Source organism: Micromonospora sp. WMMD1128 (assembly GCF_027497235.1).
GTDB lineage: Bacteria > Actinomycetota > Actinomycetes > Mycobacteriales > Micromonosporaceae > Micromonospora.
In genome coordinates, this window is sequence record NZ_CP114902.1 from 6,401,914 (window position 1) to 6,424,694 (window position 22,781).

A 22,781-nucleotide genomic window follows, 5' to 3' on the forward strand; every position below is an offset into this window, starting at 1 on the left:
ACGCTGCGACGCTAGCCTGCGTCGCCCGCCGCCCCCGGCGCGGCCCCGGTCGGTGTGCTCGTGCCGGGGGTTCAGTCCCGTTCGTCGGCCGCGTCGGGAAGGCTCGGCGCGTCGGTGGGGTAGAGACCGGCGGCGAAGCCGTACACCTGGTCGCCGGCGCGGGGGATCTGCGCGAACCGCCGGGCCAGCGCCTGCACCTCGGCCCAGAACTCGCGGACGTCCTCGATCGGGATCCGCGCGTGCACGAGCGTGCAGCGCAGCTCGTCCGCGGCGTGGGCGGCAGCCGCCTCGGCCGCGGCCTCGGCCAGCCCGTTGATCCGGGCGACCACCTGCTTGTCCTCCGGCCGGCTGAGCGCGCCGACGTAGAAGGTGCGGGCCACCCGGCCGTAGAAGCGTTCCTCGATGGCCCGGACCCGGCGGGTGCGGACCACGCGCAGCAGCCCGGCGTCGACGAGTTGGTTCACGTGGTAGGCCACGCTGCTCTTCGGCCGGTCCACGGCACGTGCCAGCTCGTTGACCGTGGCGGCGCGTTCCAGGAGCAGTTCCAGGAGCGTGCCGCGCAGGGGGTCGGCGAGCGCGCGCAACTGCTCCGGGGCGGTGACCACGAGCAGGTCGTCGAGGTCGTAATCGGGGACCCGCTGATTGACCGACATTTCTCGACCGTTCTAATATTCTGGTTCGTTCGATGATTCCGGTCCGACAGTCAGGAGTCTAGAGATGGCCGAGATCCTCCTCTTCCACCACCTGCAGGGGCTCACCGACGGCGTACGCGCCCTCGCCGACGCCCTCCGCGCCGGCGGGCACACCGTGCACGCCCCGGACCTCTTCGACGGCGAACGGCCGGCGAGCATCGAGGAGGGCTCGGCGCTCACCAAGCGCATCGGCCGTGACGTCCTCGACCAGCGCGCCGACCGGATCGCCGCCGACCTGCGCCCCGACCTCGTCTACGCGGGCGTCTCCTGGGGCGCCGCCATCGCCCAGCGGCTCGCCCAGACCCGGCCCGGCGCCCGGGCCGCCCTGCTCTACGAGGCGTGCCTGCCGGTCACCGGCGAGTGGGCCGTCGGCCCGTGGCCCGACGGCGTGGCGGTGCAGGTCCACGGCATGGAACAGGACCCGTTCTTCGGGCTGGAGGGCGACGTCGACGCCGCCCGCGAACTGGTCTCGATCGTCGGACCCGAGCGGGGCGAGCTGTTCGTCTACCCCGGCGACCGGCACCTGTTCACCGACAGCTCGCTCCCGTCGTACGACGCGGCGGCGACCACGCTCGTGGTGAGCCGCAGCCGCGACCTCCTCGACCGCCTGGGCTGACGCCGCTACTTGTACTGCGCGATCTGGATCAGGTTGCCGCAGGTGTCGTCGAACACGGCGGTCGCCACCGGCCCCATGTCGACCGGCTCCTGGGTGAACAGCACGCCGAGCTGCCGCAGCCGGTCGTGCTCGGCGGCGACGTCGTCCACCGCGAACTGGGTGAACGGGATGCCGTCACCCGCCAGCGCCTCCTTGAACGCCTTGGCAGCCGGGTGGGCGTCGGGTTCCAGCAGCAACTCGACGCCGTCCGGCGCCTCGGGCGAGGCGACCGTCAGCCAGCGGTGCTCACCGGTGGGCACGTCCGTCTTCGGCACGAAACCCAGCACCTCGGTGTAGAAGCGCAGCGCCTTGTCCTGGTCGTCGACGTACACGCTCGTCAGATTGATCCTCATGGCGTCTCCTGTGTGGGTGCGGACCGGAGCCATCGCTCGGTGATGGACCGCAGCGGCCGGGTGTCGAGATGGTGGAACTTGTAGCGACCCTGCCGCCGCGTGACGATCAGGCCGGCGGCCTCCAGCACGTCGAGATGCTGGGAGATCGCCTGCCGGGACGACCCGACCTGGTGCCGGGTGGCCAGCCGGCCGCAGATCTCGAACAGGGTCTGACCGTCGCGCTCGGTCAACTCGTCGAGGATCAGGCGGCGGGTCGGATCGGCCAGCGCCTGGTACAGATCGCCCACGTCAAGCACTATAGGCAAGTGCCTGCTTGCCTATCAATGGTCCAGACCAAGATCGTGCGTGCTAGACCATGGCCCGGCACTGTGCTAAATCGTGCCCAGGAGACGTGCTATCTTGTTATTGTCCGTCGTGCTAGATCCGGATTGGAAGCATCGATGAGCACCTACGTGCCTCGCTTGCTTGACTCGGAACTCCGCGAGGTGGTGGCCGCCCACCCCGCCGCCCTCGTTGTCGGACCCCGCGCCTGCGGCAAGACCACCACGACCCGACGTCACACGAACTCGGTCCTGCGCCTGGATGTTCCCGCGCAGGCCGCCGTAGTGACAGCCGACCCCGACGCCGCACTTCGCGGGCTTGACGAACCGATCCTGATCGATGAGTGGCAGTTGGTTCCGCAGGTTCTCGGCGCAGTCAAGCGGGCCGTGGACGATGCCCCCAGGCCGGGACGATTCGTGCTGACCGGCTCTTCGCAAGCCGACCTTACGACGTCAGGCTGGCCCGCTACCGGACGGATCGTCCGCCTGACGATGTATCCACTCGTCGGCCGGGAACGCCACGGCGATCCGGCCTCGACATCACTGGTCGACCGGATCCTGAGCGACGGCGCCGATGCCTTTGGCAACCCGACATCCCCCTGGGATCTGCACGACTACGTGGACGAAGCGCTCACGAGTGGCTGGCCCGAGGCTCTGCGGGTACCGGGCGATCGCGCGCGAGACCGATGGCTGACCGGCTACGTCGACCATCTCGTCACCCGCGAAGCACCCGCGCTCGGCGTCGCGCGCGATCCCGGTCGCCTGCGGAAATACCTGCACGTACTCGCTGCCAACACCGGTGGCGTTCCGACCCACAAGCTGCTCTACGACGCGGCCGGCATCGACCGGAACACCGCAGTCAGCTACGACAACCTGCTCGACAGCCTCATGATCACTCAACGAGTTCCGGCCTGGGCCGGCAACTTCATGGACCGTGCAGTACGCCTGCCCAAGCGTTACCTCATTGACCCGGGACTACTCGGCCCGCTCCTGCGAGTCGATCACCGCCGCACTCTTCGCGACAGCGACCTGCTAGGCCGAATCCTCGACACCCTGGTAGCCGCCCAGTTCCGGGCAGAGTGCGCCATCAGCATCGTTGGCGCCGACATGTACCACCTACGTGACGCCAACGGTCGTCACGAGGTCGACCTGCTCATCGAGGCACGGGACGGTCAGATCATCGCGATCGAGATCAAGGCGTCGGCGGCCCCATCCCATGCAGATGCCCGGCACCTGGAATGGTTGCGCGACCGGCTCGGCACGAGGCTCGCCATGGGGCTCCTCGTCCACACCGGCCCCCGAGCCTTCGCACTCAGCGAACGGATCATCGCCGTCCCCATCGCCAGTCTCTGGTCGAGCTGAGCCCAGGACTACGGCATCGAAGCCATCAACACTCTCCTGCCGACTTCCCTGACCAGGCATCCAGAGCGCCGCGAGACCATGCGGACCACACCGCCACGATCGCCGGTGACCCCCTACCACTCAGGTCGGCCGACCCAAGGGCGTCAGGCCGATGATCCTCGGGCGGCCACCGTCAAGACACCGCGAGCAGTCGGAACTCGCAGCGGACGCCGCTCGCCTTGGCGAGCCGACCATCACCGGTCACGAGTGGGCAGGCCAACAACTCCGCCACCGCGACGTAGGCTGCGTCATTCGTGGTGACATTGCCCCGCAACTGCCACATCCGGTCAATCAGCATCGCGACGCCAACCTCGTCGATGACCAACGAGGGCAGGGTATCGATCGCCTCCTGAGCCCGAGCCAGGCCCAGCTTCCCACCGAGGACCTTGCCTCTGATCACCGACATGACCTCGACCAGAAGATGGCTCGGCGCGGCCCAGTGCGGATCGCCGGTCAGCTCTGCCCGCGCCGCGTCGCCGACCGGCCCGTCATCGACCAGGGCATCGGCCAGAACCGACGCATCCACGACGATCACGCCGTGCTTCCCCATGGTCCGCGTTGCTCCCGCTGGTCATTCAACTCGGCCGCGCTCTCCCCCGGCAGGGAGCGAGCACCGTCCCATCGGCCGGCGAAGCGATCAAGAGCCGCAGTGTTGCGCAGCCGCCGAGCCTGCGTCTCCACCAGATCCAGCAGGTACGCCTGGAGTGACTGCCCGCGCGCCTTGGCCTGCGCCGCCAAGGCGTCTCGTACCTCTTCTGGCACGTCCCGAATCTGGAGAGCAACCATGCATTCATTATGCATGCATCATCGCTCAGCTTCCAGGAAAGACTCGGCCCTCGACCAGATGATTCGCATGACGATGGTGGTACAGCCAAGGGCCGCAGGTCAGAGAAGTCCGTGGGCCGGAGGTACCACCATACGAACCAACCGGCGACCATCGCCGGTGACCCGTTGCCGCTGCGAATGAGCAGGTCAGGAGCGCAGCTCGGTGCCCAGGTGCAGGATCAGGCGATCTGACGGAGATCGCTGCCGTAGTCGAAGATGATCCGCATGCGGGCGCCCAGCGCTCGCGCGTACCGGCCCAGGGTCGCGACCTCGTTGGCCTCCAGGTCACCGTTCTCGATCTGGCTGACCCGGCCGGGCGTGACCCCCATCAACTCGGCCACCTCCCGCTGGGTGAGCCCGAGACGCTTACGCTCCCCGGCCAGGTGGAACGCGCTGACCCACGCCTCGGTGCGGGCGCGCTCGACATCGAGCGCGTCGTCGTCCCCGTCGTGCAACTCGGCACGGATGTCGTCCCAGTCATGGAAGTCGCTCATCAGCCCAGCCAGTCTGCCTGATCCCGACCAGGCGCGTTCACGCCGACTCGCCGTGCGTGAGTTCGGCAAGCTCTCCGCCGCTGCGGCCACCGAGTTCACCGCCCGGCGATTTGCAGTGGCAGTGGGGGCACCCGCCGCGGACACTTGTGTCCGTGCTCGACGACGATCTCCAGCGGAGGCTCACGTTCCGCCTTGCCCCAGCCCTGCAGCCCATGGCGCTGCCAATGCCCGCGCTGGTCGCTGTCGTGGACACGAACGTGTTGGCGAGCCGTGCCTGCCACGCAGCTCGGAACGGCCTGGTCGGCGACGACGTACTTTCCGGATTGGCCACCACCGGCCGCTCCAACACCTTCATAGGCGCCCATGTGCCGGGTGAGCTGATCAAGCATTTAGGCACCGTCGCCGCGTCGAGCAACGTGGAGCTACGAGCCGCCGCGCGGGTGTTGGTCGGCAACATCTTACCCCAACTGCCTGTGGTCGATGTGACACCGGGCGATTGTCTTAACCCTCGCCTCCGTCAGTTCCTGCGGGACGATCTGGAACTGCCTCGCGCAATGCGAGGCGATCCCGACGACATCGAAACGGCGGCTGTCGCGGACCTCCTGGCGCCGGCCGTCATCCTCAGCACGGACAGCGTGTTCACCCGGCTCGGCATGTCCAGCTCAACGGCGGCTGAGTGGATCGGGGTCGCCCGCAACCTGCTTCAAGCAGCGGGGTTCGAGGCCAACCTTGCTGACGCAGCGTTGGTCGTCGAATTGGTGGGCCGCCTGTTGTTTGCCGCTTCCGGTGCTGTGATGCGGTTTGCCGCCCGATACCCCCTGCCGGTGCTGGCCCTGGTGGCCGGTGGCCTCTACCTCGCAAAGCAGTACGGCTACCTGGACGCGGTGCGGGTCAAGGCGGGCGTCCGTCGGCTCGGAGAGACCGTCCGGCCGATACTGGATACGATCGGCGAATCCGCGGCCGCATGGGAAGGTGCCCGCAAGGCTCTGTTTGTGGTCGAGCCGGAGGGCTCGCCGACCGTCGAGCAACTCGCGGCCCGGCACCTGGCACGGTGCGGGCGGCCCCTCACGCCGAGCGATCTCCGCGATCGGCTGAAGATCACCGGACACAAGGTCTCAGCTGCCGGCCTCAAACGCGCGATGACCGCACATCCGGCATTCCACCGGCAGCCGGGGGATCAGTATCGGATCGGACGGCTGGCCTATGGGACCCCTGAGTTGCCGCGATAACGTTCGTCAACAGGTACACCCCTCAACGATCATGGCTAACCTGCGGGCGCTTCGTCGCTCCGGATTCCCGCTGTCGAGCCACTTCTCGGCCATGTCTATGAGACGTCGCGCCTCCCAACAGGGTGTGAAAGGGCCTCCATGAGGTCCTGCCCACAACCAGTGCCGCGGGTGGCGTCACCTTGACCTCACGTTGCCAGGCGATCCCATGGGTGGTCGGCAGGTCGGGGCCCGAGCGCGGATAAGAGGCGTTGGTGCTCCTTCCGAAGAGATCTGGCGAGCAGACGTTCCTGAGGGCGTTGCTCGAGTTTCCTCAGGATGGTGCATAACGCGGTGAGGTCGAGATCTTCGGGCGCCTGAACGCCGAGGTGCGTCGCGACGGTCTGCACGGCTTGGTGTGTGCGCCGGGCGGCACGCCTGAAGTTCCGCAGCATGCTCTGCTGGCCCAATCCTCCCGCGACGACGAACTGCGGAAGGTGGGTCAGGGTGTCTCGCAGCGGTAGGTCCCAAGCCTGAGCCGCGGCCTCCTCGATCGCGACGCCATTGCGGGTCAGTGCGTCAGCCAAGAGCGGAGCAAAACTGGTCGGATACAGAAACGCAGGTTCGCCGTTAGGCCCAGGGCCGAACAGGGCGGCCGCGAGCTGAGCTGCTGTACGCCCGACCGAGAAGGCGGGAAGATCGTCAGCTTCTAAGGTCCATACGTTTACCGATGAGTCGAGCTTTGCCGCGTTGACCAGGGCAAGGCCGATACGGCTCGCCAGGCTGGTTCCGCGCAACGGCTTCAGAATCACGGTGACGTGGTCGCGGTTCCGCCGAATGTCGGACGCGATCAAGGTGAACATGCCGAATGACTTCGTCAGTTTCGTGTCTCGATTGATCGGCGAACCAGCGCCCTCAAGCTGGCTCATGGCCTCGGCGAGCGATGGGAGGACACTACGGGCAATCTGGACGCCCGCTTGGAACCCTCGAGACACGGACCAGATGAGCTCGGCTGTCGCCTCGACGTCCAGCAGATCGACAGCGGTCTCCCCGAACATTGCCACTCCGCGTTCGGGGTCCCAGTGGAGATCCTCGTGTGCTCGGGCGTTACGCCATGCCGGCACGATGAGCAAGGCGATCGTCTCGCAAAGGGGAGACTCGGAACGGTGGACGAGCAGCCGGCTCCTGATCTCGTTGAGGCCGACGGTGTTCGATAGCGTCTCACCGAGAAAACCCAAGATCTCGACAGCCGCCGACCGTAGCGGTCCTTCACACAACGCCCGATACAACTCGGCAATCTCGCGTGTCAGCGCGTCTTCATCGGCTGCAGCCGCGATCTCACGACGAGTCTTCGAAAGACCACGGTGCGTTGAGAATGCCTTTTGATCCCGGGCTACCGCGCTGACTATGACGTCGGCGGTCGCGCTCACATTCCGAGCGACAGCGGCCTGGACCATATCGCACGCATCACGAGCAGCACGATGAGCAACCAGCGGGTGCGAATCGGTGGCCAGCGCGAGCGGGTGCATCGCGCCGTCCAGCTGTTCCGAGAGCGGCTGACCTCGGCTGGCGAATCCGGCGATGCAGATGGTGATCCGCTCAAGCTCGCCCTGCCGATCGTTGAACACCGCCCGCAGACTCTGCCCGACCTGTAACGGCATACTTTCAAGATCGGCTTGCGGGATTCCGTAGACCCGCGCGGTGCGATCGTCGTCAACAACCTCCACCAGCAGCTCGGCCTCGATGAATCGCTCGAAATCGGCGATCATGCCCCACGGCACGCCGCTCGACCCGGCGTCTTCCTTCAAGTCCTCCACCAGCTGAACCATCGCAGCGGAGACCAGATCAGCATGAATATCAAACGCTGCACGCTTACCCACCTGCGGCGGATCGAACGCGAGAACATCGGCGGTCGCCACGTTCAGGCCGTGAACCGCGTCGGCCAGGTCCATGACCACAAGACGGAGCCGACGACCCACCGCACGCGGGCCACCCTTGACTGCGGCGTCGATACCGGTGAGCGCGTCACGTACCAGCTCAAGAAATCCCAGTACGTCGCTGTCCTGCAGCACCGTCTGCCACTGGACACCAGTAACTGGAATGGGAGGCTCCGTCGTGGCCACCGGCTGGGACACCTCCCACAACTCGCCCAAAGACCCGAGGCATGCCCTCACCGCTTGCAGCGTCGCGCCATCCACACCATCAGTGTGGCCGATGCCTCACACTCGTGTGCACCGGCGTGTCACGCGCGATTAGCTCGTCCTCAGTCCCCTTCGTGCGCGTCGTTTGAGGCATCCTTGGGCGGGTTCACCGGGATGTCGGCTGCATTCAGGAACGAGTTCAGGGCGGCGGCGAGTCCGTCGATCTTGTCCTGCTCGACGAAGGCGTACCCGGAGTCGGCGAAGCAATCGGCGACCTGTTCGGCGATCCGGTGAAGCGAATCGTTGACGGTCATCGTGGTGTCTCCTTCCGCTTTGCCGCCGACCCGTTGCCAGCGACTTGGACAGGCATTGACCGGCCCGGCGGCGCTCGCGCTGCGGTGCAGACCCTGGGCCGCGTCGATGATCCGGGGTCGATGGTACGACCGGTTCCCCATGCCTGTACATGGTTCACCATGGTTCGCCTTTGAGGGTCGCGGTGCACCATCGGGTGAGATGGTCAAGCTTGTGATTGACCGTGAAGGCCCGACGCCGTTGTACGTGCAGGTGGCTGACGCTATCCAGGCGCGGATCGAGGCTGGGGAGCTGCTGCCGGACCGGCCGATCCCGTCGGAGAACCAGCTGGTGCAGGAGTACGGCATCGCGCGGGGCACTGCTCGCAAGACGATCGAGTTGCTGCGCGAGCGCGGGCTCGTGGTGACCATCGTGGGTCGCGGCACATATGTCGTCTCCAAGTCGCCGCGGACCGGGCAGTAGCCTTCGCCGATCCGGGACGATGCCGGCCGTCCTCCCCTCGGCTGCCGGTGCAGAGTCGCTGCCTGGCGACCGCACTGCTTCCCTTTGGACCTGACGCGATCTGAGAGGGCGGTCCGCAGTAACTTGATCTGATCTACGCGTTGCGTCCGGTTGGCGGCCTTCCGGCTGGTTCGCTATTGATAGCGGCCAGTCGATGGGTTGAATGTGAGTTCTGGTCGTGATCGCCTGGGCGCATCGGGCGTTAGCCCGGTCATGGGTGATCGGAAGCCGTACCCGAGCGATGTCAGCGACGAGCAGTGGGAGCTGATCGGACCGTTCCTACAGGCGTGGAAGGCCAAGCGCGTCGCGGTGTCGGTGTCGGGCCGTGAGGGTGACTATGACCTGCGGGAGATCGTGAATGCGATCTTCTACCAGAACCGGACGGGCTGTCAGTGGGCGTACCTGCCACACGATCTGCCGCCGAAGTCGGCCACCTACTACTACTTCGCGTTGTGGCGTGACGACGGCACCGACCAGGTGATCCACGATCTGCTGCGCTGCCAGGCGAGGGAGAAGGTCGGTCGTCGGGAGGATCCGAGCGCGGTCGTGTTGGACACCCAGTCGATCCGGGCAGCGAACCACGTCCCAGCCGCCACGACCGGCAAGGACGCGGCGAAGAGGGTGTCGGGGCGTAAGCGGGGCTTGGCGGTGGACGTGTTGGGGCTGGTCATCGCGGTCGTGGTGACCGCGGCGTCGGTCACCGACAACGCCATCGGTATCCGGCTGCTCGACAAGGTCGTCGCGCACACTCCGACGGTGAGCCGCGCCTGGGTTGATGCTGGGTTCACACAGGACCTCGCGCTGCACGGTGCCGTCCTCGGGGTCGACGTGGAGGTCGTCAAGCGGTCCGACACCCGGCCCGGGTTCGTGCCGATCCGTAAGCGGTGGATCGTCGAGCAGGTCAACGGCACGTTGATGCTGCACCGCCGTCTCGTGCGCGAGTACGAGAGCCGACCAGAGTCGGCGGTGTCCCGAACCCTGTGGGCGTCGACGGCGAACATCGTGCGACGGCTGACCGGGACCAGCACACCCTCCTGGCGGCACCGGTGAACCTCCCCACCGTCCTCGACCTGATCACCGATCGGGAGACCACCGCACGCCGGCACGCCGACCGGCTCCGCGAGCAGATCACCGAGCTGACCGGCGAACTCGCCCTCCTCGACAGCGAGCTGGCCGACCTGGCGACCACCCGCACCACCCTGCGCACCATCGCCGCCGCCGAATTCACCGCCGACGACCCCACCATCGCCAGCTCCCCCTACCAGCAGATCCTGGCTGTCCTCGGCGCCGCGCCCACCGGCATGCGAGCCAAGGGCATCTGCCTCGCACTCGGCGTCGAGCCCTCACCGAAACACGTCGAAACGTACGGGCACGTCCTGCCGGCGCGGACTCGTCAGGCTGCCTCGGCCATCGACCGGGTCCTCGGTGAGGAGGGGTCGGCGTGACGGCTTGGCTGTACGAATGGCTGTACTCGGACCCGAGATCAACCAGTGAAAGTGCTGGTGGAGCCCAGGGGACTCGAACCCCTAACCCCTGCCTTGCAAAGGCAGTGCTCTGCCAGTTGAGCTAGGGCCCCGAGACGGCGTCAGCGCAGGTCGGGCGCCGTGGTGGCCTCGTGCCACAGGGCGCGCTCGTCGTTCGACGCCTTGACCTTCTTGGCCACCACGGCGGCCACGCCGACGATGCCGGCCAGGATCAGGAGCTTCTTGAACATGGGCTTGACCCCTCGCGCTCGACTGTCGTCGGACGATGTGCGGTGGGGCTAGCTGGAATCGAACCAGCGACCTCAGAGTTATCAGCTCTGCGCTCTAACCGACTGAGCTATAGCCCCGCGTAGCGACGAGCAAGGTTAACCCATCGCTGTCAGCGCCCCCAAATCGGGGGGCCCGTGGCGGAAACCACCCGCGCTGCCACGAACGTACCCGGACGCACGACGCCGGGGCGACCGCTTTACGCGGTGCCCCGGCGTCGTCGGAATCAGTCCCGCTCGGCGAGCGTCAGCTCGATCCCGCCGACCAGGTCGGCGCAGACGTTGTAGACGAACGCGCTCAAGGTGGCAAGCGCCGTGAACAGCACTACGTTGACCAAGCCGACCAGCGCGGACGTCATGATCACGCCCTTCGCGGTGACGCGGAAGCCACCGCCGCCCGAGCCACCGCCGGCGTTCACCAGGTCGGTCAGGCTGTCGTTGACGCTCTTGAACACGCCCATCGCGTCGAGCGCGAGGTAGAGCACCGACGTGGCCACGACCACCACGATGAAGAGCACCACCGAGACCGCGAACGCGAACTTCATCACGGACCACGGGTCGATGCGCTTCAGGTTCAGCCGGGCCCGGCGCGGTCCGCGCGACGCGGCCGAGCCGACCGAGGTACGCGCGGCGCGTACCGCCTCACCCACGCGCGCGGCGCCGACCGCCGCCGCGCCGCTGATGCCCGGCGGCAGGCCCCCGCCGTTCGCGGGACGACCCGGGTTGGCGCCGGACGGGCCGGCGGCCTCGGGCGTCGCCTTCGGCGCGGTGCCCAGGCCGGCCCCGATGCGGGGCTGCATGCCGGTCGTGCCGGTGGACGGCCGGGCGGCGGCCGTCGCCTTGGTCGGCGGTGTGCTCGTGGCGGGCTTCGCCGCGGCCGGAGCCGCGAAGCCGTCGGCCGACGTCGGCGCGTCGACCTTGGTCTCGGTCGACTCACGGGATCCCGAGTCGTCGCCGGGCTTGTCGGGCGGCGGGGCCATGCCGGGGGCCCGAGTGAACTTCGGGGCAGGCGCGTCGGCGGGAACCGTGGCCCGACCCACGGCGGCGCGCCCGGTCGCTGGTGTGCCGCCCTGCGCGGCCTCCTCCTCGACCGGGGTGGCCGAGGTCCCCTTGTTCCCCGACTTCGCCTGTGTCTCCGTCATCAACTAGTCCTGTTCGTCAGGCTCGTCGGCATTGCGAGCAATCGCCACGATAGTCACGCCGTCCGGGAGGTCCATCAGCTTGACCCCCATTGTGTTCCGGTCACGCGTACGGCGTACAGGCTTCACCGGAGTCCGGATGACGCCGCCGTTGCTCGTGATGGCGAACAGCTCATCCTCCGGATCGATCACGACCGCGCCGACCAGACCACCGCGTCGCTCGGTGATCTTCGCAGTCAGCACGCCCTTACCTCCCCGGCCCTGCACCGGGTATTCCTCGATCGGGGTACGTTTCGCGTACCCCCCGTTCGTCGCCACCAGCACGTCCAGGCCCTCCCGGACGACCTCGACGGCGAGCAGTTCGTCCTCCCCGCTGAAGCGCATGCCGATCACCCCCGAGGTGGCCCGGCCCATCGGACGCAGTGCCTCGTCCGTGGCGTTGAAGCGGATCGCCTGCGCATTCTTCGACACCAGCAACAGGTCGTTCTCCGGCGCGACCAGGACCGCACCGACCAGCTCGTCCTCATCGCGCAGGTTCACCGCGATGATGCCGCCGGAACGGTTGGAGTCGAACTCCTCGAGCCGCGTCTTCTTCACCAGGCCGTTCTTCGTGGCCAGTACCAGGTAGGGCGCCACCTGGTAGTTCGGGATTTCGATGATCTGCGCGATCTGCTCGTCCGGTTGGAAGGCGAGCAGGTTGGCCACGTGCTGGCCCTTGGCCACCCTACTGGCCTCGGGAAGCTCGTACGCCTTCGCCCGGTAGACCCGACCCTTGTTCGTGAAGAACAGGATCCAGTCGTGGGTAGAGCATACGAAGAAGTGGCTCACGATGTCGTCCTGGCGGAGCGTCGCCCCGCTCACGCCCTTGCCGCCACGGCGCTGCGACCGGTAGAGGTCGACCTTCGTCCGCTTCGCGTACCCGGTGCGGGTGATGGTGACGACCACGTCCTCGCGGGCGATGAGGTCCTCCATCGAGACCTCGCCGTCGAACGGGATGATCTTCGTGCGGCGCTCGTCGCCCCACTTCGCGACGATCTCACCCAGCTCGTCGGAGACGATCTTCCGCTGCCGCTCCGGCTTGGCCAGGATGTCCTTGAGGTCGGCGATCTCCACCTCGAGCTTGGCCAGGTCGTCCAGGATCCGCTGCCGCTCCAGCGCGGCCAGGCGACGCAGCTGCATGTCCAGGATCGCGGTCGCCTGGACCTCGTCGATGTCCAGCAGCCGGATCAGACCCTGCCGGGCGTCCTCCACCGTCGGCGAACGCCGGATCAGCGCGATCACCTCGTCCAGCGCGTCGAGCGCCTTGCTCAGGCCGCGCAGGATGTGCGCCCGCTCCTCCGCCTTCCGCAGCCGGAACGCGGTCCGCCGGCGGATCACCTCGATCTGGTGCTCCACGTAGTAGCGGATGAACTGCGCCAGGTTGAGCGTGCGCGGCACGCCGTCGACGAGCGCCAGCATGTTGGCGCCGAACGTCTCCTGGAGCTGGGTGTGCTTGTAGAGGTTGTTCAGCACCACCTTGGCGACCGCGTCGCGCTTGAGCACGAGCACGATCCGCATGCCGGTACGCCCGGAGGACTCGTCCCGGATGTCGGCGATGCCGCCGAGCTTCCCCTCCTTGATCAGCTCGGCGATCCGCTCGGCCAGGTTGTCCGGGTTGACCTGGTAGGGCAGCTCGCTGACCACGAGCGCCGGCCGACCGCGCTTGTCCTCCTCCACCTCGACCACCGCGCGCATCCGGATCGAGCCGCGCCCGGTCCGGTACGCGTCCTGGATGGCCTGCTGCCCGACGATCAGGCCGTGGGTCGGGAAGTCCGGACCCTTGACGATCTCCAGCAGAGCTTCCAGCGTGTTCGCCTCGTCGACGTCCGGGTTCTCCAGGCACCACTGGACCGCCGCGCCGATCTCCCGCAGGTTGTGCGGTGGGATCTTGGTGGCCATGCCGACCGCGATGCCCTCGGAGCCGTTGATCAGCAGGTTCGGGATCCGCGACGGCAGGATGGTGGGCTCCTTGGCCCGGCCGTCGTAGTTGTCCTGAAGGTCGACGGTGTCCTCGTCGATGTCCCGCAGCATCTCCATGGCCAGCGGGTCGAGCTTGCACTCGGTGTTGTGGCTGACGAAACCGTCGGAGACGAAGGAGTGGTCGTCGGTGTCGACCCGGATGCTGTAGACCGGCCGAACCCCGGCGTCGGTGACGTCGGTCACCTCGGCGTAGTAGAACCGACCGTCGACCAACGGCTCGACCACATCGAGGATCCCCGGCTCGGTGATCCGTGCGGCGATCTCGTCGCGGTCCCGCTCCCACCGCTCCACCCGGTCGACGTTGTGCCGGCGCAGCCAGTCGCGCTCGGTCCAGCGCGTCGCGCCGTGCTCCCGGATGAAGTCACCGACGAACGGCACCATGTCGCCGGAGAGCGCGGTGCTGCTCGCCGGCACCTGGGCCAGCTCCGACTCCAGCTTGGTCTGCTTACGATCAAGGAAGCCGACGTGGGCGGCGAAGATGCGCGCGTCCCGGCGGTTTGTCACGACGACCTTGATCTCGCCGTCGTCGTACCGGCACTGCTTGCTGACGACGCCGAACTCCAACAGGAGCTGCTGCACCTCGCGGGCCAGGCGCTCACTGCGGGTGGAGTACGAGATCTGGATGGTGTTGCGCGGCAGCAACGACGAGGAGCCGTCGCCCTCGAACAGCGCCTGGAGGAAGGCTCGTTTCACCGCGGCCGGCCCGCGCCACACGAACTCCGGCACGAACTTGGCGGCGCTGCGCGCACCCACCATCTCGCCCAGCACGCTCGCCCGCAGTGCGGAGAGGTTCTGCACGTCGAGTTCATACAGCGTGCTGCCAGAGGCGATGACCCGCTCGGCGACATACCGGGGACCGCCGACCGCGAGGTCGTAGGCGGCGAGGACCCGGACGAAGAACTCCCGGTCCACGTTGTTGAAGCCGGCTCGATCCTCGGAGACCCAGCCTTCGGACACGAACGCGCCAGCCAGCACGGCCGCCTCGACGTGCTCCAGCATCGGGTAGCCGATCTCGTCCGGCACGCTGCGCTGGAGGACCACCCGGTCACCGGGAGAGACCTCGGCGAGCAGCTTCCAGAGCAGGGTCGGCACGCTGGCCACGTTCACCAGGCAGAGCACCGGGTGGTTGTGGGTGCCGGTCAGCTCGTACCCCTCGCGGGTGCGCAGCCGCAGCGTGGGGTGCTCGCCGGAGTGGAAGAACTTGCTGGCGCGGACCAGGTCGCCGTTGCGGTCGCGGACCTTGAGATCGACGTCGGTCTCGCTGCTCGGCGCCGCGTCCAGCACGACATCGCCGATCCGGACGCTACCGTTAAAGGTGCGAATACGGACATCTGCCGTAATGCAGTATCTCATGGCCGCAGCCGGATCGTTTCCGGGCGAGCCGAAGTTGCCGTTGCCGTCGACCAGCGGGTAGCGCAGCGCCCAGGACTGCGCCATCCGGACCAGCGCGTCGTAGATGGCCGAGTCGCCGTGCGGGTGGAACTGGCCCATCACGTCGCCGACGACCCGGGAGCACTTCACGTAGCCGCGGTCCGGCCGGTAGCCGGAGTCGAACATGGCGTAGAGGATCTTGCGGTGGACCGGCTTGAGCCCGTCCCGCACGTCCGGCAGGGCCCGCCCGACGATGACGCTCATCGCGTAGTCGAGGTACGAGCGCTGCATCTCGACCTCGAGGCCGACCGGCTCGATACGGTCGTGCTGGACGACCGCGGCGAGTGTCTCCGGCGTCTCCGGCTCGTTCGGGGTGGACTCGGGAGTATCCGTCACTGTTAACCCTTATCAGACTCAGAGTCGTGATCTAGCTGTGGATAACCGCTGTGGAAAGCGGCCCGACTGTGGATAACTCTGTGGATGGCCGGGTCGGCCGGTGGATCTCCGGCCGACCCGGGCACGTCCGTCAGATGTCCAGGAACCGCACGTCCTTGGCGTTGCGCTGGATGAACGACCGGCGCGCCTCGACGTCCTCACCCATCAGGACGCTGAACAACTCGTCCGCGGTGGCGGCGTCGTCGAGCGTGACCTGGCGCAGGGTGCGGGTGGCCGGGTTCATCGTGGTCTCCCACAGCTCGGGGTAGTTCATCTCGCCGAGACCCTTGAACCGCTGGATGTCGTCCGGCTTGGCGTTGGCCTTCTTCTGCTGGCGCAGCAAGATCAGCCCGTCCCGTTCCCGGTCCGAGTAGGCGTACTGGGCGTCGTCGCCCTTCTTGTTCCACTTGATCTTGTAGAGCGGCGGGGCGGCCAGGTAGACGTGACCCAGCTCAACGAGCGGCCGCATGAAGCGGAACAGCAGGGTGAGCAGCAACGTCTGGATGTGCTGGCCGTCGACGTCGGCGTCGGCCATCAGCACGATCTTGTGGTAACGCAGCTTCTCGATGTCGAAGTCGTCGTGGATGCCGGTGCCGAGCGCGGTGATCAGCGCCTGCACCTCGTTGTTCTTCAGCACCCGGTCGATCCGGGCCTTTTCCACGTTGAGGATCTTGCCGCGGATCGGCAGGATCGCCTGGACCCGGGGGTCACGGCCCTGCTTGGCCGAACCGCCGGCCGAGTCGCCCTCGACGATGAAGACCTCGGACTCGCGCGGGTCGGTGGACTGGCAGTCGGCCAGCTTGCCCGGCATCGAGCCGGACTCCAGCAGCGACTTGCGCCGGGCCAGCTTGCGCGCCTGCTGGGCGGCGATGCGGGCCCGGGCGGCCTGGGACGCCTTGGTGATGATGGTCTTCGCCTCGGCCGGGTTGCGGTCGAACCAGTCGACGAGCGACTCGTTGCAGACCCGCTGGACGAAGCCCTTCACCGGGGTGTTGCCCAGCTTGGTCTTGGTCTGCCCCTCGAACTGCGGGTCGGTCAGCTTGACCGAGATGATCGCGGCCAGGCCCTCGCGGATGTCCTCCCCGGAGAGCCGCTCGTCGCCCTTGAGCAGCTTGCGCTCCGTGCCGTAGCGGTTGACCACGCTCGTCAACGCGGCCCGGAAGCCCTCCTCGTGGGTGCCGCCCTCGTGGGTGTTGATGTTGTTGGCGAAGGTGTAGACCGACTCGCCGTACGACTCGTTCCACTGCATGGCGATCTCGGCCGACATGCCGGTCTCCTCGGCGCCGAACTCGACCACCGTCTTGTGGATCGGGCTCTTCGAGGCGTTGAGGTGCCGGACGAAGTCGGCGATGCCGCCGTCGTAGTGGAAGGTGACCTCGCGGAGCTTGCCGTCCTCGTCCTCCGCCACCCGCTCGTCCAGCAGGTGAATGGTGAGGCCACGGGTGAGGAAGGCCATCTCCTGGAGACGCCGGTAGATCGTGTGGAGATCGAAGTCGACGGTCTCGAAGACGTCCGGGTCGGGCCAGAAGGAGACCGCGGAACCGGTCCGGTCGGTCGGCTCGCCCTTCTCCAACGGGGTCGGCTTGGAGTGGTCGTAGCGCTGCCGCCAGACGAAGCCGTCCTTGTGGATCTCCACGGCCATCCGGGTGGAGAGCGCGTTGACCACGGAGACGCCGACGCCGTGCAGGCCGCCGGAGACCGCGTACGCCTTGCCGTCGAACTTGCCGCCCGCGTGCAGCACGGTCAGCGCGACCTCGACACCCGGCTTCTTCAGCTTGGGGTGCAGGTCGACCGGGAAGCCACGGCCGTTGTCGGTGACCCGGACGCCCCCGTCGGCGAGCAGGACCACGTCGATGGTGTCGCAGTAGCCGGCCATCGCCTCGTCCACCGCGTTGTCGACGACCTCCCACACCAGGTGGTGCAGGCCGCGCTCGCCGGTGGACCCGATGTACATACCGGGCCGCTTCCGGACCGCTTCCAGGCCCTCGAGCACGGTGATGGACTCGGCACCGTACTTCTTGTTGTCCTCCGCTGCCACGCTCGGCCACTTTCTCGCGCCGACCGCGCGTGGGCGCGGGGGCGCGGGTTCGGCGGACAGGACACGACGTCGGCGCACGCAGGCCGCCCCCGGGATCGCCAGGTCACGGATCGTGTACGCCAGGCGCCGCGGTTGCCCGCGGATCGCGATCGGCTCGGACCCGATGCGGGACAATGATCAAGGGCCCTGGGGGCCCGTGTCCGTCGCTCCGTGCCGGGTCTTTCGTCTCGTCTCCAATCTTACTGTGCGCAGCCGACCAAACCGCCACTCGGCACCCCCTGAAGGCGGCTGAGAATGCCGTAGCCGGACGAATATCGCTGCCCGCGACTCCCCCTACACGCCAACGACACCGTGCCGCGCCACCGGCCCGCGTGAGCGGTGGGCGCCTCCGGGCTCGATCACCGGCGTCCGGCCGCCCGGGGGTCGCGGTGGAACCCGACGTGCCGTACCTTTTGGCGGCGCCGCCGTTGCGGTCTTGATCTTTCGCGCCCACAACGGGGACCATCGCCGGGGAAGTCCGACAATCGCTTGGTGAGAGGTGACACCAGATGGGGCTGGACAACGTCGCGGTGCACTGGCCGCGGACCGGCCGCTTCTACGATCCGGTCGCACCGGCCGAGTTCGTGGACTTCGGCGACATCGTGGACGTACCACGCATCTCGGCGCCGACCGCCGCGCTGGCCGAGCTGATCGCGAAGACCGGCACGGTGCGGGCCACCGCGTACACGGAACTGGTCGACCTGATCCTCGGGCTGGAAAATGTGCTCTACGCCACGGAGAACGCGGCCGAGGACGAAGATCCGGTGATCGACCCGGACGGCTGCTCGTGGATCGCCGAGGGGGTGGAGAAGTTCATCGCCCGGCACCGGCCGCACGGCGAGGCCGTGACGTTCGAGTCGGTGAGTGAGGTCCTGCGCGCGCTCCTCGGCGACGGCCGGCTGGCCGAACAGCAGCTCCGCTGGCTCGACAGCCGGCTGGACAAGCTGCGGGACGAGAACGGCGATCCGCCGCAGTGGAACTTCACCTGCGCCGAGCTGAGCGTGCTCGCCGCGTTCTACCGGCGTTGCGCCGAGCGCGGCTTCGCCGTCTACGCCGACGTGGAGCCGACCCGCCACGTCTGAGCCGACCCGCCACGTCAGGCGACCCGCCACGTCAGGCGCCGACCCGCCACGTCTGGGCGGCCACGCTCACCCGTAGGTGTCGCGCGGGCCACGGCCGCGCACCCGGCGCGGACCGCGCGACCACGACGGCGCGGCCGGGCCGTGGATGTGCAGCTTGCGCACCACGTTGTGGCCGACCTCGCTGGCGATCTGCTTGAGCAGCGAGCCGGCCAGCAGCCGCAACTGGGTGGCCCAGGCGGTCGAGCGGGCCTCGACGGTCAGCTCGCCGTTCTCCAGCTTGACCGGGCGGCTGTGCTGCGCGACGTCCGGCCCGACCACCTTCTCCCAGGCGCCGAAGACGGTCGCCTCGGCGGCCGGCTGCTGCCAGCCACGCGCCTTGACCAGCTTGTCGAGCACCGCGCCGAGCGGCTGCGGGTCGCGAGGGTCCGGGCCGGCCCCGGAGTAGCCGCGCAGCCGCTTCTCGCCGTCACCGCGGACCGCGGAGCGCCGTCGCGGGCCGGCCGCGGCCTGGCGCCGGGCCTTCGCCGCGTCCAGCACCGCCCGGGCCAGCTCCGGCCCGGCCGGGCCTTCCGCCACGCCTGGCTCGCCGTCCGCCGGCTTTCCGGGGGTACGCGCGGCGGGCGCGCCCCGGTCGGCCCGTGCGGTCGGTCCGCCGTCGCGTCCCGGGCCCAGCCGTGCGGGCGGGAGCCGCACCTCCTCGTCATCCGGCACGTCGCACCGTCCCCTCACCGACCGTGTAGCGGGTGCCGCGCAGGGTCGCCGGCACGTCCTCGTCCACCGCACAGGTGACCAGGAGCTGGCTGGCGCCGCCGACCAGCTCGGCCAGCCGTTCCCGCCGGCCGGCGTCCAGCTCGGCGAAGACGTCGTCGAGCACCAGCACCGGCTCGATCCCGTCGGCGCGCAGCAGGTCGTACCCGGCCAGTCGCAGCGCCAGCGCGTACGACCAGGACTCGCCGTGGCTGGCGTACCCCTTGGCGGGCAGCGGGCCGAGGGTGAGGGCCAGGTCATCGCGGTGCGGGCCGACGAGCGTGGTGCCGCGTTCGATCTCGGCGGTGCGGTTCGCGGCCAGGGCGGCGCTCAGCGCCTCGGCAAGCGTCGCCCGGTCGGCGGTCGGCTCGGGCAGGTCGACCGACGGCCGGTAGGTGATGCCGGCCGCGCCGCGGCCGGCCGCCACCGCGTCGTACGCCTTCGCCACGTGCGGGGTGAGCGCGGCGACCAGCTCCAGCCGGCCGGCGAGCAGGTCGGCCCCGTGCTGGGCCAGGTGGGTGTCCCAGACGGCGAGCGTGGACAGGTCGCCGCCGCGCGAACCGCCGGTCTTGCGGGCGAGGTACGCGGTGCGCAGCAGCGCGTTGCGTTGCTTGACCACCCGTTCGTAGTCGGCGCGGACGCCCGCGTAGCGGGGCTGGCGGTTGACGAGCAGGTCGTCCAGGTAGCGGCGGCGTTCGGCCGGGTCGCCGCGGACGAGTTCCAGGTCCTCCGGCGCGAACAGCACCAGCCGCAGCGCGCCGAGGACGTCCCGGGCGCGGCGGGCCGGGGAGCGGCCGAGCCGGGCCCGATTCGCCTTGCCCGGGACGATCTCCAGCTCGACGAGCAGTTCCCGGCCCTCGTGCACCACGGCGCAGCGGATCACCGCCGAGGTGGCGCCCATCCGGACCAGGGGGGCGTCCGTGGCGACCCGGTGCGAGTCCAGGGTCGCCACGTAGCCGAGCGCCTCGACCAGGTTGGTCTTGCCGACGCCGTTCGCGCCGACGAGCACGTTCGGGCCCGGCTCCAGGTCGACGCCGACCCGCTCGTACGAGCGGAAGTCGACGAGTTCGAGCCGGCGGACGTACACAGCCTGTGGATACCGGTCAGCGCTTGTGGACGGCGTGGCCACCGAACTGCTGGCGCAGCGCGGCGACGGCCTTCAGGGCGGGCGACTCGTCCTGCCGGGAGGCGAACCGGGCGAAGAGCGCGGCGGTGATGACGTTGAGCGGCACGGCGAGGCGGATCGCCTCGTCGACCGTCCAGCGGCCCTCGCCGGTGTCCTCGGTGTAGTCGCTCAGGTCGGCCAGCTCCGGATCCTCGTCGAGCGCCCGGTCGAGCAGGTCGAGCAGCCAGGACTGCACGACGGTGCCCTTGCGCCAGGACTTGACCACCCCGGGGACGTTCGTCACGAGCTCGGACGCGGAGAGCAGCTCGAAGCCCTCGGCGTAGGCGTGCATCAGGCCGTACTCGATGCCGTTGTGCACCATCTTGGCGTAGTGGCCGGCGCCGACCGGGCCGGCGTGCACGAAGCCGAAGTCGCCCTCCGGCCGGAGCGCGTCGAAGATCGGCATGAGCCGCGCCACGTGTTGCTCGGCGCCACCGACCATCAGCGCGTACCCGTTCTGCCGGCCCCAGACGCCGCCGGAGACACCGACGTCGACATAGCCGATCCCGTGCTCGTTGAGGCGCTCGGCGCGCGGGGCGTCGTCGGTGAACCGGGAGTTGCCGCCGTCGATGATGATGTCGCCGGAGCCGAGCACGCCGACGAGGTCGTCGATGGTGGCGTCGGTGACGCCGGCGGGGACCATGACCCAAACGGCGCGGGGCGCGTCGAGCTTCTCGGCCAGCTCCGCGAGGCTCGCGGCGTCGCTGAGCTCCGGGTTGCGGTCGTAGCCGACCACCTCGTGCCCGGCGGCGCGCAGTCGTTCGCGCATGTTGCCGCCCATCCGGCCGAGTCCTACCAGGCCGAGCTGCATCTGCTCCTACCTCCGTACGTCAGGGTGGTGCCGCCCGCGATCAGCGCGACACGCGGATCGGCATGATGAGGTACCGGTACCCCGGAATGACCTCGCCATCCTCGCCGGCCGGAGAAAGGACCGCGGGTTTGAAGGCGTCGACGAAGCGCAGCAGGGCGTGCTGGGAGCCCAGGTTGGCCAGGCCGTCGATCAGATATTGCGGGTTGAAGCCGATGGTGAGCGGGTCGCCGCTGAAGGTGGCCTCCATGGCTTCGCTGGCCCGGGCCTCCTCGGTGCCGCCGGCCTCCACCACGAGGCCGTCGGAGCTGAAGCTGAGCAGCACCGGGGTGGTGCGCTCGGCGACCAGGGCCACCCGCTTGACCACCTCGATGAGGGTGGCGACCGCGACCCGTGCCTCGGCGTTGTGGTCGGCCGGGAACAGCGATCGCACCGGCGGGTAGTTGGCGCCGTCGAGCAGGCGGCTGGTGGTCCGGCGGGTGCCGCCGGAGAAGCCGATCATGCCTTCGCCGGCGCCGCCGGCCGAGAGCGCCATGGTGACGTGCCCGCCGAGCGGACCGAGCGCCTTGGCGGTGTCGTTGAGCGTGCGGGCCGGCACCAGCGCGTTGAGGCTGATCTCCGGGTCGTCCGGGTTCCACTCCATCTCCCGCAGCGCGAGGCGGTAGCGGTCGGTGGCGAGCATGGCCATGGTGCCGCCGGACAGTTCGAGCCGGACGCCGGTCATCATCGGCAGCGTCTCGTCGCGGCCGGCGGCCACGGCGACCTGGGCCACCGCCGCGGCGAAGGAAGCGGCGTCGACGGTGCCGGCGCTCTCCGGCATCTCCGGCAGGGTCGGGTAGTCCTCCACCGGCATGGTGGGCAGGGTGAACCGGGCACTGCCGCAGACCAGCTCCAGGTGGGCGCCGACGGCCGCGATGTCCACCGGCTTGGCCGGCAACGCCTTGGTGATCTCGGCGAGCAGGCGGCCGGAGACCAGGGCGGCGCCGTCCGCGTCCCCCTGCACCTCGACGGTCACCTGGCTGGAGACCTCGTAGTCGAAGCCGGAGACATGCAGGTTGCCGTCGGTCACCCGCAGCATCACCCCGGCCAGCACCGGCACGGAGGGTCGGTTGGGCAGGCTCTTGGCGGTCCACGCCACGGCCTCGGCGAGCGCGTCGCGCTCCACTCGGAACTTCATCAATGCCTCCGCGTCGACGTCAGCGACAACTCTCTCATGCCGACCGCTGCCACCCGTCCCGCCCGACCGTGCGGGTTCCCATCGCACCTTAGGGCGCGTGGGCATCGGCTGT

The 22,781-nt window shown here is 68.7% G+C and carries 23 protein-coding genes and 2 tRNA genes; 7 read left to right on the forward strand and 18 right to left on the reverse strand.

Annotated features, from left to right (window positions below):
- Positions 1 to 71: 71 nt before the first annotated feature.
- Positions 72 to 653: a helix-turn-helix domain-containing protein gene (locus tag O7602_RS29090; protein WP_281585780.1), complete on the reverse strand. Its 582-nt coding sequence runs from the start codon at positions 651 to 653 to the stop codon at positions 72 to 74.
- Between the two features lie 64 nt (positions 654 to 717).
- On the opposite strand from O7602_RS29090, the gene O7602_RS29095 reads away from it, so the two are divergent.
- The gene (locus O7602_RS29095) at positions 718 to 1,308 is read left to right on the forward strand and encodes a dienelactone hydrolase family protein (RefSeq protein WP_281585781.1); all 591 of its coding nucleotides are present in this window, start codon (positions 718 to 720) and stop codon (positions 1,306 to 1,308) included.
- A gap of 5 nt (positions 1,309 to 1,313) precedes the next feature.
- Here O7602_RS29095 and O7602_RS29100 read toward each other — a convergent pair whose 3' ends face one another.
- Together O7602_RS29100 and O7602_RS29105 are read right to left on the reverse strand one after the other, a co-directional pair.
- Complete coding sequence (locus tag O7602_RS29100; RefSeq protein ID WP_281585782.1) at positions 1,314 to 1,700, reverse strand: VOC family protein; 387 nt, start codon at positions 1,698 to 1,700, stop codon at positions 1,314 to 1,316.
- Positions 1,697 to 1,999: a metalloregulator ArsR/SmtB family transcription factor gene (locus O7602_RS29105; protein ID WP_281590600.1), complete on the reverse strand. Its 303-nt coding sequence runs from the start codon at positions 1,997 to 1,999 to the stop codon at positions 1,697 to 1,699. The genes O7602_RS29100 and O7602_RS29105 overlap by 4 nt, the downstream gene beginning before the upstream one ends.
- A 141-nt stretch (positions 2,000 to 2,140) precedes the next feature.
- Between O7602_RS29105 and O7602_RS29110 the strand changes: the two genes are divergently transcribed.
- Positions 2,141 to 3,382, forward strand: a complete 1,242-nt coding sequence (locus O7602_RS29110; protein ID WP_281585783.1) for a DUF4143 domain-containing protein — start codon at positions 2,141 to 2,143, stop codon at positions 3,380 to 3,382.
- Between the two features lie 172 nt (positions 3,383 to 3,554).
- Here the strand turns inward: O7602_RS29110 and O7602_RS29115 are convergent, their stop codons facing one another.
- The 3 genes from O7602_RS29115 to O7602_RS29125 all read right to left on the reverse strand — a co-directional run bounded on the left by O7602_RS29115 (position 3,555) and on the right by O7602_RS29125 (position 4,740).
- The gene (locus O7602_RS29115) at positions 3,555 to 3,971 is read right to left on the reverse strand and encodes a type II toxin-antitoxin system VapC family toxin (protein WP_281585784.1); all 417 of its coding nucleotides are present in this window, start codon (positions 3,969 to 3,971) and stop codon (positions 3,555 to 3,557) included.
- Positions 3,953 to 4,207 carry a hypothetical protein gene (locus tag O7602_RS29120; RefSeq protein ID WP_281585570.1) on the reverse strand — a complete coding sequence of 85 codons (255 nt, stop codon included), beginning with the start codon at positions 4,205 to 4,207 and terminating at the stop codon, positions 3,953 to 3,955. The genes O7602_RS29115 and O7602_RS29120 overlap by 19 nt, the downstream gene beginning before the upstream one ends.
- A 218-nt stretch (positions 4,208 to 4,425) precedes the next feature.
- Positions 4,426 to 4,740: a helix-turn-helix transcriptional regulator gene (locus tag O7602_RS29125; protein WP_281585785.1), complete on the reverse strand. Its 315-nt coding sequence runs from the start codon at positions 4,738 to 4,740 to the stop codon at positions 4,426 to 4,428.
- A gap of 152 nt (positions 4,741 to 4,892) precedes the next feature.
- Between O7602_RS29125 and O7602_RS29130 the strand changes: the two genes are divergently transcribed.
- Positions 4,893 to 5,969, forward strand: coding sequence for a hypothetical protein (locus O7602_RS29130; RefSeq protein WP_281585786.1), 1,077 nt, complete (start codon positions 4,893 to 4,895; stop codon positions 5,967 to 5,969).
- Positions 5,970 to 6,154: 185 nt separating this feature from the next.
- On the opposite strand, the gene O7602_RS29135 is transcribed toward O7602_RS29130, so the two are convergent.
- Positions 6,155 to 8,017 (reverse strand): hypothetical protein, encoded by a 1,863-nt coding sequence (locus O7602_RS29135; RefSeq protein WP_281585787.1) that lies wholly within the window; start codon positions 8,015 to 8,017, stop codon positions 6,155 to 6,157.
- Between the two features lie 191 nt (positions 8,018 to 8,208).
- The gene (locus O7602_RS29140; protein ID WP_281585788.1) at positions 8,209 to 8,541 is read right to left on the reverse strand and encodes a hypothetical protein; all 333 of its coding nucleotides are present in this window, start codon (positions 8,539 to 8,541) and stop codon (positions 8,209 to 8,211) included.
- Positions 8,542 to 8,611: 70 nt separating this feature from the next.
- Between O7602_RS29140 and O7602_RS29145 the strand changes: the two genes are divergently transcribed.
- The 3 genes from O7602_RS29145 to O7602_RS29155 all read left to right on the forward strand — a co-directional run bounded on the left by O7602_RS29145 (position 8,612) and on the right by O7602_RS29155 (position 10,344).
- On the forward strand, positions 8,612 to 8,860 hold the full coding sequence (locus tag O7602_RS29145) for a GntR family transcriptional regulator (RefSeq protein ID WP_281590602.1): 249 nt from the start codon (positions 8,612 to 8,614) through the stop codon (positions 8,858 to 8,860).
- Positions 8,861 to 9,112: 252 nt separating this feature from the next.
- The gene (locus O7602_RS29150; RefSeq protein WP_281585789.1) at positions 9,113 to 9,949 is read left to right on the forward strand and encodes an IS5 family transposase; all 837 of its coding nucleotides are present in this window, start codon (positions 9,113 to 9,115) and stop codon (positions 9,947 to 9,949) included.
- Positions 9,946 to 10,344 carry a hypothetical protein gene (locus O7602_RS29155; RefSeq protein ID WP_281585790.1) on the forward strand — a complete coding sequence of 133 codons (399 nt, stop codon included), beginning with the start codon at positions 9,946 to 9,948 and terminating at the stop codon, positions 10,342 to 10,344. The genes O7602_RS29150 and O7602_RS29155 overlap by 4 nt, the downstream gene beginning before the upstream one ends.
- Positions 10,345 to 10,399: 55 nt before the next feature.
- On the opposite strand, the gene O7602_RS29160 is transcribed toward O7602_RS29155, so the two are convergent.
- The 6 genes from O7602_RS29160 to gyrB all read right to left on the reverse strand — a co-directional run bounded on the left by O7602_RS29160 (position 10,400) and on the right by gyrB (position 17,651).
- Positions 10,400 to 10,475, reverse strand: a tRNA-Ala gene (locus tag O7602_RS29160).
- A gap of 9 nt (positions 10,476 to 10,484) precedes the next feature.
- Entirely contained in the window at positions 10,485 to 10,613 is a 129-nt protein-coding gene (locus O7602_RS29165) for a DLW-39 family protein (RefSeq protein ID WP_013283222.1), read from the reverse strand.
- A gap of 43 nt (positions 10,614 to 10,656) precedes the next feature.
- Positions 10,657 to 10,730: transfer RNA gene (locus O7602_RS29170), tRNA-Ile, on the reverse strand.
- A 146-nt stretch (positions 10,731 to 10,876) separates the two neighbouring features.
- Positions 10,877 to 11,791 (reverse strand): DUF3566 domain-containing protein, encoded by a 915-nt coding sequence (locus O7602_RS29175; RefSeq protein WP_281585791.1) that lies wholly within the window; start codon positions 11,789 to 11,791, stop codon positions 10,877 to 10,879.
- 3 nt (positions 11,792 to 11,794) lie between these two features.
- Positions 11,795 to 15,574 (reverse strand): intein-containing DNA gyrase subunit A, encoded by a 3,780-nt coding sequence (gene gyrA, locus O7602_RS29180; RefSeq protein WP_281585792.1) that lies wholly within the window; start codon positions 15,572 to 15,574, stop codon positions 11,795 to 11,797.
- 130 nt (positions 15,575 to 15,704) lie between these two features.
- On the reverse strand, positions 15,705 to 17,651 hold the full coding sequence (gene gyrB / locus O7602_RS29185; protein ID WP_281585793.1) for a DNA topoisomerase (ATP-hydrolyzing) subunit B: 1,947 nt from the start codon (positions 17,649 to 17,651) through the stop codon (positions 15,705 to 15,707).
- A gap of 548 nt (positions 17,652 to 18,199) precedes the next feature.
- Between gyrB and O7602_RS29190 the strand changes: the two genes are divergently transcribed.
- The gene (locus tag O7602_RS29190) at positions 18,200 to 18,772 is read left to right on the forward strand and encodes a hypothetical protein (protein WP_281585794.1); all 573 of its coding nucleotides are present in this window, start codon (positions 18,200 to 18,202) and stop codon (positions 18,770 to 18,772) included.
- A gap of 66 nt (positions 18,773 to 18,838) precedes the next feature.
- Here O7602_RS29190 and O7602_RS29195 read toward each other — a convergent pair whose 3' ends face one another.
- From O7602_RS29195 to dnaN, 4 genes are all read right to left on the reverse strand, one after another.
- Positions 18,839 to 19,348: a DciA family protein gene (locus O7602_RS29195; protein ID WP_281590604.1), complete on the reverse strand. Its 510-nt coding sequence runs from the start codon at positions 19,346 to 19,348 to the stop codon at positions 18,839 to 18,841.
- Between the two features lie 124 nt (positions 19,349 to 19,472).
- Entirely contained in the window at positions 19,473 to 20,606 is a 1,134-nt protein-coding gene (gene recF, locus O7602_RS29200; protein WP_281585795.1) for a DNA replication/repair protein RecF, read from the reverse strand.
- 16 nt (positions 20,607 to 20,622) lie between these two features.
- Positions 20,623 to 21,495, reverse strand: coding sequence for a phosphogluconate dehydrogenase (NAD(+)-dependent, decarboxylating) (gene gnd, locus O7602_RS29205; RefSeq protein WP_281585796.1), 873 nt, complete (start codon positions 21,493 to 21,495; stop codon positions 20,623 to 20,625).
- Between the two features lie 40 nt (positions 21,496 to 21,535).
- On the reverse strand, positions 21,536 to 22,669 hold the full coding sequence (gene dnaN, locus O7602_RS29210) for a DNA polymerase III subunit beta (RefSeq protein WP_281585797.1): 1,134 nt from the start codon (positions 22,667 to 22,669) through the stop codon (positions 21,536 to 21,538).
- Positions 22,670 to 22,781 lie beyond the last annotated feature (112 nt).

Excerpts from the sequence above, each read along its gene's own strand:
- O7602_RS29115 (WP_281585784.1), bottom strand. The coding sequence starts at position 3,971 with ATGGGGAAGCACGGCGTGATCGTCGTGGATGCGTCGGTTCTGGCCGAT.
- O7602_RS29120 (WP_281585570.1), bottom strand. The coding sequence starts at position 4,207 with ATGGTTGCTCTCCAGATTCGGGACGTGCCAGAAGAGGTACGAGACGCC.
- O7602_RS29090 (WP_281585780.1), bottom strand. The coding sequence starts at position 653 with ATGTCGGTCAATCAGCGGGTCCCCGATTACGACCTCGACGACCTGCTC.
- O7602_RS29190 (WP_281585794.1), top strand. The coding sequence starts at position 18,200 with ATGGGGCTGGACAACGTCGCGGTGCACTGGCCGCGGACCGGCCGCTTC.
- O7602_RS29125 (WP_281585785.1), bottom strand. The coding sequence starts at position 4,740 with ATGAGCGACTTCCATGACTGGGACGACATCCGTGCCGAGTTGCACGAC.
- O7602_RS29140 (WP_281585788.1), bottom strand. The coding sequence starts at position 8,541 with ATGGGGAACCGGTCGTACCATCGACCCCGGATCATCGACGCGGCCCAG.
- dnaN (WP_281585797.1), bottom strand. The coding sequence starts at position 22,669 with ATGAAGTTCCGAGTGGAGCGCGACGCGCTCGCCGAGGCCGTGGCGTGG.
- O7602_RS29095 (WP_281585781.1), top strand. The coding sequence starts at position 718 with ATGGCCGAGATCCTCCTCTTCCACCACCTGCAGGGGCTCACCGACGGC.
- O7602_RS29110 (WP_281585783.1), top strand. The coding sequence starts at position 2,141 with ATGAGCACCTACGTGCCTCGCTTGCTTGACTCGGAACTCCGCGAGGTG.
- O7602_RS29175 (WP_281585791.1), bottom strand. The coding sequence starts at position 11,791 with ATGACGGAGACACAGGCGAAGTCGGGGAACAAGGGGACCTCGGCCACC.
- gnd (WP_281585796.1), bottom strand. The coding sequence starts at position 21,495 with ATGCAGCTCGGCCTGGTAGGACTCGGCCGGATGGGCGGCAACATGCGC.
- O7602_RS29100 (WP_281585782.1), bottom strand. The coding sequence starts at position 1,700 with ATGAGGATCAATCTGACGAGCGTGTACGTCGACGACCAGGACAAGGCG.
- O7602_RS29165 (WP_013283222.1), bottom strand. The coding sequence starts at position 10,613 with ATGTTCAAGAAGCTCCTGATCCTGGCCGGCATCGTCGGCGTGGCCGCC.
- O7602_RS29150 (WP_281585789.1), top strand. The coding sequence starts at position 9,113 with ATGGGTGATCGGAAGCCGTACCCGAGCGATGTCAGCGACGAGCAGTGG.